At 37.3% G+C, this 12,448-nt stretch carries 13 protein-coding genes; 8 read left to right on the top strand and 5 right to left on the bottom strand.

Annotated features, from left to right (window positions below; genetic code table 11):
• Nucleotides 1–216 precede the first annotated feature (216 nt).
• The 8 genes from thrA (at nucleotide 217) to ACZ1GR_RS15995 (ending at nucleotide 8,630) form a co-directional block, all read left to right on the top strand.
• Nucleotides 217–2,661 (top strand): bifunctional aspartate kinase/homoserine dehydrogenase I, encoded by a 2,445-nt coding sequence (gene thrA / locus ACZ1GR_RS16030; protein WP_472609867.1) that lies wholly within the window; start codon nucleotides 217–219, stop codon nucleotides 2,659–2,661.
• A 2-nt stretch (nucleotides 2,662–2,663) separates the two neighbouring features.
• Entirely contained in the window at nucleotides 2,664–3,587 is a 924-nt protein-coding gene (locus ACZ1GR_RS16025; protein WP_472609866.1) for a homoserine kinase, read from the top strand.
• 29 nt (nucleotides 3,588–3,616) lie between these two features.
• Entirely contained in the window at nucleotides 3,617–4,912 is a 1,296-nt protein-coding gene (gene thrC, locus ACZ1GR_RS16020) for a threonine synthase (protein ID WP_472609865.1), read from the top strand.
• Nucleotides 4,913–5,065: 153 nt separating this feature from the next.
• On the top strand, nucleotides 5,066–6,151 hold the full coding sequence (gene gcvT / locus ACZ1GR_RS16015; protein WP_472609864.1) for a glycine cleavage system aminomethyltransferase GcvT: 1,086 nt from the start codon (nucleotides 5,066–5,068) through the stop codon (nucleotides 6,149–6,151).
• A gap of 9 nt (nucleotides 6,152–6,160) precedes the next feature.
• Entirely contained in the window at nucleotides 6,161–6,979 is an 819-nt protein-coding gene (locus ACZ1GR_RS16010; protein WP_472609863.1) for a sugar nucleotide-binding protein, read from the top strand.
• A 20-nt stretch (nucleotides 6,980–6,999) separates the two neighbouring features.
• Complete coding sequence (locus tag ACZ1GR_RS16005; RefSeq protein WP_472609862.1) at nucleotides 7,000–7,284, top strand: 4a-hydroxytetrahydrobiopterin dehydratase; 285 nt, start codon at nucleotides 7,000–7,002, stop codon at nucleotides 7,282–7,284.
• 69 nt (nucleotides 7,285–7,353) lie between these two features.
• Entirely contained in the window at nucleotides 7,354–8,064 is a 711-nt protein-coding gene (locus tag ACZ1GR_RS16000; RefSeq protein ID WP_377768148.1) for a YebC/PmpR family DNA-binding transcriptional regulator, read from the top strand.
• A 71-nt stretch (nucleotides 8,065–8,135) separates the two neighbouring features.
• Nucleotides 8,136–8,630, top strand: coding sequence for a hypothetical protein (locus ACZ1GR_RS15995; RefSeq protein ID WP_472609861.1), 495 nt, complete (start codon nucleotides 8,136–8,138; stop codon nucleotides 8,628–8,630).
• Nucleotides 8,631–8,729: 99 nt separating this feature from the next.
• Here ACZ1GR_RS15995 and ACZ1GR_RS15990 read toward each other — a convergent pair whose 3' ends face one another.
• The 5 genes from ACZ1GR_RS15990 to ACZ1GR_RS15970 are packed head-to-tail and all read right to left on the bottom strand — an operon-like array spanning nucleotide 8,730 to nucleotide 12,447.
• Nucleotides 8,730–9,269: a 1-acyl-sn-glycerol-3-phosphate acyltransferase gene (locus tag ACZ1GR_RS15990; RefSeq protein WP_472609860.1), complete on the bottom strand. Its 540-nt coding sequence runs from the start codon at nucleotides 9,267–9,269 to the stop codon at nucleotides 8,730–8,732.
• Between the two features lie 31 nt (nucleotides 9,270–9,300).
• Nucleotides 9,301–10,428: an iron-containing alcohol dehydrogenase family protein gene (locus ACZ1GR_RS15985; protein WP_472609859.1), complete on the bottom strand. Its 1,128-nt coding sequence runs from the start codon at nucleotides 10,426–10,428 to the stop codon at nucleotides 9,301–9,303.
• Nucleotides 10,425–11,135, bottom strand: a complete 711-nt coding sequence (locus ACZ1GR_RS15980) for an HAD family hydrolase (RefSeq protein ID WP_377768144.1) — start codon at nucleotides 11,133–11,135, stop codon at nucleotides 10,425–10,427. Before ACZ1GR_RS15980 ends, ACZ1GR_RS15985 begins: the two co-directional genes overlap by 4 nt.
• A complete protein-coding gene (gene kdsB, locus ACZ1GR_RS15975) occupies nucleotides 11,126–11,839 on the bottom strand; it encodes a 3-deoxy-manno-octulosonate cytidylyltransferase (RefSeq protein ID WP_472611830.1) in 714 nt (237 codons plus the stop codon). Before kdsB ends, ACZ1GR_RS15980 begins: the two co-directional genes overlap by 10 nt.
• A gap of 38 nt (nucleotides 11,840–11,877) precedes the next feature.
• Entirely contained in the window at nucleotides 11,878–12,447 is a 570-nt protein-coding gene (locus ACZ1GR_RS15970) for a DUF4126 domain-containing protein (RefSeq protein ID WP_472609858.1), read from the bottom strand.
• Nucleotide 12,448: the final 1 nt, after the last annotated feature.

Below are 12,448 nucleotides of genomic sequence, written 5' to 3'. Positions count from 1 at the left end.
AATTAAGGAATTGACAAAAATTTAGGAATCATTTGATGCAGAAACCAAAAGTACTACATTTGACCATGCAATTTAAACAATTGGACACATTAGCGACTTCGATGTATACAACATCAGTAATCACTTCTACAATTATTATTACCCCTTTGGGGTAATGTGCTATTAATATTCGTCCGTATAACTAATTGTTTCACAATTTCTTCAAATTCTTTATAAATGAAAATTTTAAAATTCGGAGGCACTTCGGTAGCCAATGATGAAAACATTAAAAAAGTAAAATCCATAGTTCAAGATGCCCCTGACTCTAAAATAGGAGTCGTTGTTTCTGCTTTCGGAGGTGTTACGGATATGCTTCTTAATAGTTTAGACCGAGCATCATCGCAAAATAAAAACTATGAAAATACGCTTAATGAGATTGAAGAAAGGCACATTACGGTTATAAAGAATCTTTTTCCAATAAATAAACAAAGTGCTATTTTGAGTCGCGTTAAAAGCGAGCTCAATGACCTTGAGACGTTACTTGAAGGTTCGTTTTTAATAGGAGAAACCACCCCTAGACTTTCAGACAAAGTTGTTAGTTATGGTGAACTACTTTCTTCTTTTATTATAAGTGAATTCTTTATTTCAGAAGGTCTTGATGCTACCCTAAAAGATGGAAGAACACTAATTAAAACAGATGAGAGTTTCGGAAACGCCAACGTCGATTTTGAGCTTACATACCATACCTGTAGTACTTATTTCGCCAATGTAAAAGAAAAGGTGACCGTGGTACCTGGTTTTGTCTCTTCTTCTCACAATGGAAACGCAACTACTTTAGGAAGAGGTGGTTCTGATTATACCGCAGCTATTCTTGCAGCGGCAACAAATGCTGATGTTTTGGAGATTTGGACAGATGTTAGTGGCATGTATACCGCAAATCCTAAACTGGTCAAACAAGCTAAATGTGTATCTCATATTTCTTACGAAGAGGCAATGGAGCTTTCGCACTTTGGCGCAAAAGTGCTGTATCCACCAACCATACAGCCAGTTTTAACAAAAGAAATTCCTATTGTTATTAAAAACACCTTTGCTCCTGATGAAGAAGGTACCTATATTACAAAAAACGAGAACGACAATACGAAAACAGTACGCGGTATTAGCCATGTTGAAAGCATTACCCTACTCTCTTTAGAAGGTTCGGGTATGGTAGGTATTCCAGGAATATCTAAGCGATTTTTTGAAACCTTGTCTCAAGAGGGCATAAGCGTTGTTATGATTACGCAGGCTTCATCAGAACATTCTATTTGTGTTGGTATCTCGGATAAAGATGCAAAACAAGCAGCTATAGCCGTTAATAACAATTTCGAATATGAAATTGCTTCAAAAAGAATAGATCCAGTACACGTAGAACAGAATCTAGCAATTGTAGCACTTGTTGGTGATAATATGAAAAGTCATCAGGGACTCAGTGGTAAAATGTTCAGTACCCTCGGAAAAAACAACGTAAACATACGTGCGATTGCACAAGGGGCTTCAGAACGAAATATCTCTGCGGTAATAAGAAAAGACGATGTAAAAAAAGCGCTTAATACTCTGCATGAAGCATTTTTTGAAGAGAATATAAAACAGCTGAACCTATTCGTAATGGGCGTGGGTAATGTGGGTGCACGTTTTTTAACACAAATCAAAAAGCAAAAAGCATACTTGAAGAATGAATTGAAATTGAATATTCGTGTAATAGGGATATCAAATTCAAGAACCATGGTATTTAATGAAGATGGCATTTCATTGTCAAGTTGGGAGCAGGAGCTGGCAAATGGAGTAAAAGCAAATAAAGATACGTTTATAGACAGGGTGAATAAACTTAATTATCGTAACAGTATTTTTGTAGATAACACCGCTAGTACGGATGTTGCAAAAACTTACACCCGCTATTTAAATAATAGCATTTCAGTAGTCACTTGCAACAAAATAGCCTGTTCTTCGGGTTACGAATCTTATAAAGAATTAAAACAGCTTGCTAAAAAATACAGTGCTCCGTTTTTATTTGAAACCAACGTTGGCGCTGGATTACCCATTATCGATACGCTTAAACACTTAATTGCCTCGGGTGATAAAATCAATAAGATTCAGGCGGTTTTATCGGGCAGCTTAAATTTTGTGTTCAATAATTTCAATGCTAATACCACATTTCACGATGTAGTGAAACAAGCGCAAGAAGAAGGGTATACCGAACCCGACCCTACTATTGATTTAAGTGGAATTGACGTGATGCGCAAAATTTTAATCTTGGCCCGAGAAAGTGGATATGTATTGGAAATCGAGGATATTAAAAACAAATCGTTTCTACCGGAAGAAAGTCTAAACACCAATTCTAACGAGACCTTTTTTGAATCCTTAAAAAAGTACGAAAAGGATTTTCAATTATTGTACTCTAAGGCTGCAGCGAAAGAATGCAAGTTAAAATACGTTGCACAGTTTGAAAATGGTAAAGCCAGTGTAGGTCTACAAGAAATCCCTAAAGGGCATGATTTTTATAACTTGGAAGGAAGTGATAACATCGTGCTTTTTTTCACGGAACGATACCCTAATCAACCTATGATTATCAAAGGAGCGGGGGCTGGAGCTGACGTGACGGCTTCAGGTATTTTTGCAGATATTATCAGAATCGGAAATTTCTAGATATGAAAGAAATTAAAGTTTTTTGTCCTGCTACAATAGCGAACGTATCCTGCGGTTTTGATGTGCTAGGCCTTGCCTTGAAAACTGTAGGAGATGAAATGCTGATTCGAAAGGTTGATAAACCAGGAATTCATATCACAAAAATAGATGGACAAGAACTTCCATTGGAAACCAATAAAAATGTGGCTGGTGTTGCCGGTCTGGCCCTATTGGAGAAAAGCAATTATCACGGTGGATTTGAAATAGAAATCTATAAAAAAATAAAACCTGGCAGTGGCATCGGCAGTAGCGCAGCGAGTTCAACGGGTGCCGTATGGGGAATGAACGAGCTTCTAAACAATCCTTTTTCAAAACTAGAGTTGGTTAAGTTCGCGATGCAGGGTGAAAAACTGGCAAGCAATGTAGCCCACGCAGATAACGTAGCACCTGCCATCTATGGTGGTTTTACACTGGTAAGAAGTTACAATCCTCTAGATATTGTGCCCATACCGACCCCAAATGCATTATTCGCTACTGTAATTCACCCACAAATTGAAGTCAAAACTTCCGATTCGCGTAAAATTTTAAAAACAACCATCAGCCTAGAAAATGGAATCAAGCAGTGGGGAAATCTTGGTGGTTTGGTCGCTGGACTGTTTCGTGAAGATTATGAACTCATAGGGCGTTCATTAGAAGACCATATTATTGAACCACTTAGGTCTATTTTGATACCTGGTTTCCATCAGGTAAAATCAGCAGCAATTGAAAATGGTGCCCTAGGTTGCGGTATATCAGGTTCTGGCCCTTCAATTTTTGCATTGAGTAAAGGTGAAGAAAATGCACAAAGGGTAGCTCTAAATATCGCTAAGGTTTATGATGAAATAGGTGTTGATTACGAAGTTCATATTTCAAAAATTTCTGCATCGGGCGTAAAGCGACTTAAGTAATATTCTTTTAGGTATTCTAAAAATTAAAAATGATTTTCTACAGTTTAAATAATCAAGCACCAAACGTATCTTTCAAAGAAGCGGTCATTGCAGGTATTGCTCCAGACAAGGGTTTATATTTTCCGGAACGTATTACACCATTGCCCAATTCCTTTTTTGAAGATCTTGAAAAACTAACCGATCAAGAGATCGCGTTCACGGCAATTCATCAATTCGTAAAAAAAGATATTCCCGATGAGGTATTGCGTGAAATACTTCGCGATATGCTGGATTTTGAGTTTCCAATTGTAGAAATCGAGGAAAAAGTTGCAACGTTAGAATTATTTCATGGTCCTACAATGGCCTTTAAAGATGTAGGCGCCCGATTTATGGCAAAATGCCTCGGTTACTTTTCCAAAGAAAAAAAAGAGGAGGTTACTGTATTGGTTGCCACTTCTGGGGATACTGGTGGAGCTGTAGCTAATGGTTTTTTAGGAGTCTCCGGGGTTAAAGTGGTAATTCTTTATCCAAGCGGCAAAGTCAGTGAAATTCAAGAAAAACAGCTGACCACTTTGGGTGAGAATATTACTGCGATGGAGGTTGAAGGCACTTTCGATGATTGCCAAACTATGGTTAAAACAGCCTTTCTAGATAAAGAAATCAATACAAAGAGAAAGTTAACATCCGCAAATAGTATCAATGTAGCGCGTTGGTTACCGCAATTGTTCTACTTTCTTTTTGCATATAAACAGGCTAAATCAAAAGGTAAGGAAATCGTTTTTTCAATCCCATCCGGGAATTTTGGAAACGTCTGTGCAGGAATGGTGGCCCAGAAATTGGGCATGCCCGTAAAACACTTTGTGGCCGCAACCAATGTTAATGACACTGTACCAAAGTTTATGGAGAACGGCGAGTATCAACCTAAACCATCGACTGCAACTATATCAAACGCTATGGACGTTGGTGACCCTAGTAATTTTATACGTATTCGTCACTTATATCAAAATGATTTCGAAGCACTTGCCGAAAACCTTTCCTCCTACTCGTTCAATGATACCGAAACTAGAGAGGCAATGCAACATATTCATAAGCGTTCGAAATATGTAAGCGACCCGCATGGTGCTGTTGGCTATCTAGGCCTTAAAAAATATCAAGAACTTAATCCTGACACCTACGGTATATTCTTAGAAACAGCGCACCCCGTTAAATTTCTTCATATAGTAAAAGAAACCTTAGCTATTACTCCAGAAATACCCTCCCAAATAGCAAAAGTTATCGATAGAGAAAAAACGTCTATTAGAATAGGTACGTACCAAGAACTCAAATCCTATTTATTAAAAAGATAAAAAACAATAGAAGGTATTTTCAGTTGAACGCTATTATTTCAATATTTTTACGCCTGCAAATATTGAATGATGAAATGAGCCACGAAGATTTTTTAATCCTCACCAATGACTAACGGCAAATTTCATCTGACGGTAAAAATTAAATAGTACCAGATGAAAAATACTGCACTTACCCAAGTACACGAGTCACTTGGAGCTAAAATGGTTCCTTTTGCCGGTTATAACATGCCTGTTTCTTATGAGGGTGTAAATATGGAGCATGAAACTGTTCGAAAAGCCTTGGGTGTTTTTGATGTCTCTCATATGGGAGAGTTCTTAATAAAGGGCCCAAAAGCTTTAGAATTGATTCAAAAAGTGAGTTCAAATGACGCCTCTAAACTAACAATTGGAAAAGCACAATACAGTTACTTGCCAAATGAAACTGGAGGCATAGTTGATGACCTAATCATCTATCAAATAAAAGAGGACACTTATTTGCTGGTTGTAAATGCCTCAAATATTGATAAAGACTGGGCTCATATTTCAAACTACAATGAAACTATAGGTGCTGAAATGCGTAATATCTCTGAAGACTATTCTTTACTTGCGATTCAAGGCCCTAAAGCGGTCGAAGCTATGCAGTCACTTTCTTCACATAATCTGGCCAACATAAAGTTCTACAACTTTATTGTAGGTGATTTTGCAGGTATAGAACATGTGATTATATCCGCAACAGGATATACCGGTTCTGGCGGGTTTGAAATCTATTGTAAAAATACTGAAGTTGAACAGGTTTGGAACAAAGTTTTAGAAGCTGGCAGTAGCTATGGAATAAAGCCAATAGGGCTTGCCGCAAGGGATACCTTACGATTAGAAATGGGGTATTGCCTGTATGGAAACGACATTGATGACACTACGTCACCCTTAGAAGCCGGGTTGGGTTGGGTAACCAAATTCACAAAAGATTTTGTGAATAGCGAAGCGCTCGCTAAAGAAAAAGCGCGAGGAGCTGAACGAAAGCTAGTCGCTTTTGAATTGGATGAGCGTGGAATTCCAAGACAGGGTTATGATATTGTAGACGGACAAGGAAAGAAAATTGGTGTAGTTACCTCTGGAACAATGTCTCCCTCTTTAACAAAAGGTATCGGCCTTGGTTATGTTCCTAAAATATTTTCTGAATTGGGTAGCAAAATAAATATTCAAGTTCGTAAGAACGCTTTACCGGCAACTGTGGTAAAACTGCCTTTCTATAAAAGTTAATAGCTTCAATTGAAGAAGAAAATTTTAATCCTAGGGGCAAGCGGATTTATTGGAAATTCACTCTACAAGGAACTTTGTAATTATTTCGATACTTACGGCACCTATTATTCAAACAAATCATTCGCTGAGAATAAACAGTTTTTATCTTATGACATAGAGGAAGATGATATTTTTCAAATTCTTGAGAAAGTACGACCAGATTTTATTATTTCGGCGTTAAGAGGAGACTTTACTGCACAAGTTCAGGCACATACTCACTTAATGGAGTATTTATCTAAGCATAACTGTAAACTCTATTTTATATCTTCAGCAAACGTTTTTGATGCCTATAGCAAATTTCCTTCATATGAGACCGATAAGACCTTATCTGAAAGTATTTATGGTAGATTAAAAATCCGCATCGAAAACATGATGATGCGTATGCCTAAATCAAAAACAGCTATTTTACGAGTGCCTATGGTATTCGGAAATACTTCACCTAGGGTCAAAGAACTAAAAACGCTTCTAGACAGTAATGAACCTATTGAGGTTTTTCCCAATTTGATTATCAATGTAACCAATGATGATAAGTTAATGCAACAAGTGCATTATTTAATAAATCAAGATAAATATGGTATTTATCACTTAGGAAGTACTGATTTGGTACATCATGAAGATTTTATCAAGGAGCTTATTAAGCGTTTAGGAAACTTTCATCCTCTGCTAAAAAAGGTCTACACCACAAATGAGGACCGGTATCTTGCAGCCCTGCCTAAAAAAAATAAATTACCTAAAAACCTAAGAATAACATTTCAGGAAATTATTGATCACCACCTAATGGTAGATTGAATTGATTAATTTAGTAACCTATGGAAAAACTAAATGAAAATCAGATTGCCGAAAGACTTTCTGCACTAAATGGATGGATTTTTGAAAACGATGCCATTACAAAATCCTACAAATTCAAAAACTTTAAAGAGGCCTTTTCAAAAATGACGGAGATTGCCTTTGAATGCGAAGCACAAGGCCATCATCCGAACTGGGAAAATGTCTACAATTCCCTCACCATAAAATTAAACACGCACGATGTGAATGGCATTACCCAAAAAGACTTTGATTTGGCTACTACCATTGAAAACATAGTCAACCCCTAATTACACCCAGTAGGTTTGTGATTATCCTATTGGTTTTGTTAATTTGTGCATATCCTTAAATTGTAATGTATGGGAAGAGCTTTTGAATTTAGAAAAGCACGTAAAATGAAGCGTTGGTCCGCAATGTCAAAGGCCTTTACACGTATTGGCAAAGACATTGTTATGGCTGTGAAGGAAGGTGGTCCCGACCCAGATTCTAATTCAAGACTTAGGGCTGTTATACAAAACGCCAAGTCTGTAAACATGCCCAAGGATAATGTTGAACGAGCCATTAAAAGGGCCAGTGATAAAAGTCTTGGAGACTACAAAGAAGTTTTATTCGAAGGTTATGGGCCGCACGGCATAGCAATTTTAGTAGAAACAGCTACTGACAATAACACCAGAACGGTGGCCAATGTTAGAAGCTATTTTAATAAGTGTAACGGAAGTTTAGGAACCTCAGGCTCCGTAGAATTTATGTTTGACCATACCTGTAATTTCAGAATTCCCTCAGATGGTATTGATGCCGAAGAACTCGAATTGGAATTTATAGATTTTGGTGCGGAAGAAGTCTTTGTAGACGAGGACGGCATATTGATTTACGCGCCTTTCGAAAGTTTTGGAGCCATTCAAAAAGAACTGGAAAATAGAGAAATTGAAATTTTATCTTCAGGTTTTGAGCGCATTCCGCAAGTAACCAAAGAGTTGAATGAAGAACAGGCTGCCGACGTTGAAAAACTTCTTGAAAAAATAGAGGAAGATGATGATGTACAGAACGTATATCATACAATGAAAGAGTAAATCATCAATTTATGGATATTCACTTGTAAATGATAGCAGGTTTTATCGACTCATTGATAAATCTCTCTTGTATGCGTTATTTACTTTTTTCAGTTTTTGCTTTGTTCTTTAGTATTAGTAGTTTCTCTCAAGAAATGAATTCTGAAACTCTTTTAGAAATACTTCAACAAGAATCAGATACATTACAAGTAAATGGAAACTCTTATCGATTTTTAATCGATGATACTATGCTTATCTGTGTCTTTGACGAAAATGCAAACCGGATGCGCATAATTTCTCCAATAATAGAACGCGAAAAAATAGGTGAAGAAGAGCTCTTAAATGCCCTGGTAGCCAACTTTCATTCGGCCTTAGATGTAAAATATGCTTTAAGTGATGAAGTTATATGGTCCGTATTTACACATCCGCTAAAAGAACTTTCTGAAGCCCAGGTTATTGATGCTACAAAACAAGTATACACTGCTGCCAAAACGTTTGGTGGTTCTTATTCAAGCACAAACCTTGTCTTTCCTGGAAATACAAAAAAGAAGGAGAAAAAGCTCCCACAGGTTTTAAAAAAGACCTAAAAAAGATTCCCAAGATAAACCTCTCACACTTCACATTCAACCATGAATGTATCGTATTTAAAGGGTTTTTACGTCTAGGGTTGGAGGGTTGACTAAAAATTAAAAACTATATTCTGGTACTTTACCAACAACCCCTTTGAAAAAAGATTTGTATAACTGAAAATCTGCTTCTTTATCATCGGTTGTAAAATGAGGCTCCGATATTGCAATTTGTTTTTTTCCATAATCAAAAGTAACCATGACTATTGGAACGTTCGCAGCCTTGGCTATATAGTAAAAACCAGTTTTCCATTCATTTACCTTTTTTCTGGTTCCTTCAGGAGATAAAGCAAGTCTAAACTTTTTCTTTTGATCAAAAATGGAAGCGATGGCACTAACGGTGTCATTATTTTTACTTCGGTCTATTGGAGCTCCACCCATCCACTTAAAATACCATCCAAAAGGAAATTTAAAAAGACTCTTTTTAGCAATAAAATTAATTTCCTCGTTCCAAACCCTACGTACCAATAACCCTAAAAAGAAGTCGACCCAACTGGTATGGGGCACTACAATAAAAACTGCTTTATCAATCTTTGGGAATTGCCCGATAAGACGCCAGCCCAAAAGTTTAAAATAAATAAATTTTGCAAGGCTCTGCATGCTTAGATTTTGTTTTGATTAGTGCGGGCGACTATATTTTTGAATAAATCTCTTTGAGCTTTTCAGCATTTATTTTTTCACGCCAATTAGTGCCCAAGGCGTTTTCCCACAATGCGTCCATAGAAAGTGATACCGAAATCATTATATTGAAGTCTTCTTCACTTAGGTTGGCACAAATGCCTTTTGGAAGCGTAATACCATGTTTTGCTTTCATTTTACGGAACAATGCCACCCCTTTGGGATAAAACTCGCCTAAGTGTTCAAAAACAAGACAATTACCTATACCATGTTTTACACCAAGCAGATAAGATAATCCGTAACTCATAGCGTGTGCAACACCCACCTGGGAGTACGCAATACTCATACCGCCGTGCCATGAAGCCATCATTAATTTTTCTTCAGATTCTTCTTCACTTAAATTCTCAAGAAATACTTCTTTACATAAATCAAGAGCTTTTTCACCATAACTTTGGCTAAAGGCATTTAGATAAGTGCCTGTTAAAGATTCAATGCAGTGTATAAAACAGTCCATACCTGTGTAAAACCATTGTTCTTTAGGTACGGTTTTAAGCAGGTTAGGATCTAGAACTACCTGGTCGTAAGTCGTATAATCTGAATTAATCCCTAATTTTTTATCCGGTCCGGATAAAACAGCGGTTCTTGAAACCTCCGCCCCAGTTCCACTAATTGTTGGTACACCAACATGGTAAACCGCTCTATTGGTTACCAAATCCCAACCTTGATATTGCTCTGAGCTTCCCTTATTTGTTAGCATAATAGCTACTGCCTTTGCTAAATCTAAAAGCGTACCCCCACCTATACCAACTACCCCAGAGGGCAATTCATCAAAATCTGATTTGATTTTCGCTACTAAAGCATCTACCTGCGCTGTCTTTGGCTCTTCTTCAGCAGAAATAAAAATAATTTGATCATTAAAAAGCCATGGAATTTGTTGCTCCAAGTCTTTACCATGAAAAAAATCATCAACTAAAAAAATAAAGGGTGCATCTGAATTCCTTCTTTTTGGCAAGAGTATTTCCCCAAGTTGCATAAAACTGCCTCGCCCAAAAATAACCTTGGGAACCATAGGAAAGTTCTTATACTTATGCTCAGCAGCGGCTCCTTTTTCTTTTCTCTCTATTTGCTTTTCTATCTTCATGAATACTCCAAATACTTCAAAATATCACGTACACTATTCAGTTTTAGGTGATTATTTATTCTTTCTTCTTCTTGAGAAACTTGCTCATGAACCCAGGTAGTATGAAATGGGATATGAACAGCCCTCGCACCAATCTTTAATATAGGTATAACATCTGACTTTAAGGAATTCCCTACCATCAAAAACTCATTTATATCAATTTCTAGGTGACTTAACAATTTAATATAATTGGCTTCTTTCTTGTCACTTAATACTTCAACATGCTGAAAATACTTTGATAAGCCCGATTTGTCTAATTTCCTTTCCTGATCTAACAAATCTCCTTTGGTCAGTACAATAAGTCTGTAGTTGGATTGGAGTTTTTCGAGTACTTCTTCCACCCCGTCTAAAAGTTCAACTGGTTGTAAAATCATTTGTTTACCAAGATCCAAAATTTCAGAGATTACTTCCAAAGAAACCGACTTATTCGATAAATCAATGGCCGATTCTATCATGGAGAGCATAAAACCCTTAATACCATACCCATAGGTTTCAAGGTTCTTAATCTCCATTTTAAAAAGTTCTTGGTCAATTTTATTCTTGGTTTCATACCCTTCTAACAGTTCGGCAAAACGTTCCTCAGTTTTCCTGAAGTGAGTTTCATTTACCCACAACGTATCATCTGCATCAAAAGCGATAACCTTTATATCAGAGAAATCTACTTCCATGCTTTTTTCGCTCTTTCTAAATCTTCAGGAGTATCTATTTCAATACCGGTCACATCGGTTTCTACCATTTTTATCTTTTTACCATACTCTAAAAAACGTATGGCTTCAATTTTTTCAGTTGCCTCAAGTTCGAGCATTGGTAACCGTTGGAAATCGACCAAAGCCCTCTTTCTGAAAGCATAAATTCCTTTATGTTTAAAATAGGTTACCCCTGTCTCCTTATCTCGAGGATACGGAATGGGAGACCTCGAAAAGTAGAGTGCAAAATTCTGATTGTCCACAATTACCTTAACAGTATTAGGATTCGAAATTTCTTCCCAATCCGCAATTGGCGTCATTAAAGAGGCAAGGTCTATTTCTTTTTTGTCATCCTTTTTAAAAACCGCTATCGTTTTTTCAAGACTCACCTTATCTATAAAAGGCTCATCACCTTGCACATTAATTACAATATCTACATCCATATCGGCAACAGCTTCTGCAATTCGGTCGCTTCCACTTTCATGCTTCTCTTTGCTCATAATGGCCTTTCCCCCGGCATCTGCGATAAGCTTAAAAATAAGTTCACTATCGGTAACCACGTACACCTCATCAAAAAGTTGTGTTTCTACCGTTGCCTCATAGGTTCTCAAAATAACAGGCTTACCACCCAAATCTTGCATCAATTTAGCTGGAAACCTTGAGGCTTGATAACGTGCCGGAATCATTGAGATTATCTTCACAATACTCGAGAATTTGGTTGGTTTTAGGTTCTGGTTTTAGGCCGAAGCTTTCGATAAATTTTAAAGATTATGGCCAATATAATTACCACCAGAACCGCTGCTAAAATAGGTGCAAATATAGAAGCTGTTGAAACTACAACAGCCGTTCCTGTTTCAACCGAAGAAACGACCGGATTGCCCAACCCACCCGTTGTTGCTGTAGAGGTTAATCTACCAGTCGCATTGGCACCTTTTATTGCAGCTGCAGTTCCACCGCCAGCAATAATGGCCAATGACCATGTTACAACGGGGTCCATATTTGCAATAGTGGAGACCATAACAGCGGTACCCGCTATTGCCGCCAAGGGTATGGCGATACCATCTAAAGCATTATCCACCCATGGTATAAAATAAGCAAAGACTTCAGCTACCGTTGCCACACCCAAAGTAATTAACGCTGCCAAACTTCCAATCCAGACCCAATTCTCATTTAGGTCCCAAACTCCAAAATATGAGGCCAAACTCAATGCAAATAAAGGTAAGAATACCCTAAAACCTGTAGAAGCAGCAAGGCCTATGCCCAAAAAAATACTGATTACCGTTTCTGATGTCATT

Source organism: Croceitalea sp. W27 (assembly GCF_055693185.1).
Note: the sequence above shows the minus strand (reverse complement) of the source record. Positions and strands in the feature narration are given on the sequence as shown.